At 60.5% G+C, this 228-nt stretch carries 1 protein-coding gene; it reads left to right on the top strand.

Translation table 11 applies throughout. From position 1 onward, the window contains the following. The coding region (locus ACFZPT_RS27215; protein ID WP_379559201.1) for a DUF533 domain-containing protein at positions 1-228 on the top strand (228 nt) is incomplete at both ends.

Raw genomic sequence — 228 nt, 5'->3', positions numbered from 1 at the left:
GCCGACGGCCATGTAGACGAGCGTGAGCGCGCGCTGATCGAAGGCGAGTTCCCCAAACTCGACAACGACCGCGAATTGCAACACTGGCTGCACACCGAACTGAACCAGCCCCTGGACCCAGCGGATGTCGCCCTCGCCGCCGACACCCCGGAAATGGCCGCCGAGATGTACATCGGCAGCGTGATGCTGGTAGATGAGGAAAACTTTATGGAGTTGGCGTATCTGGAT

This window comes from Pseudomonas sp. MD330_10, from assembly GCF_042610415.1.
In the GTDB taxonomy this organism is placed as follows: domain Bacteria; phylum Pseudomonadota; class Gammaproteobacteria; order Pseudomonadales; family Pseudomonadaceae; genus Aquipseudomonas; species Aquipseudomonas rhodesiae.
Note: the sequence above shows the minus strand (reverse complement) of the source record. Positions and strands in the feature narration are given on the sequence as shown.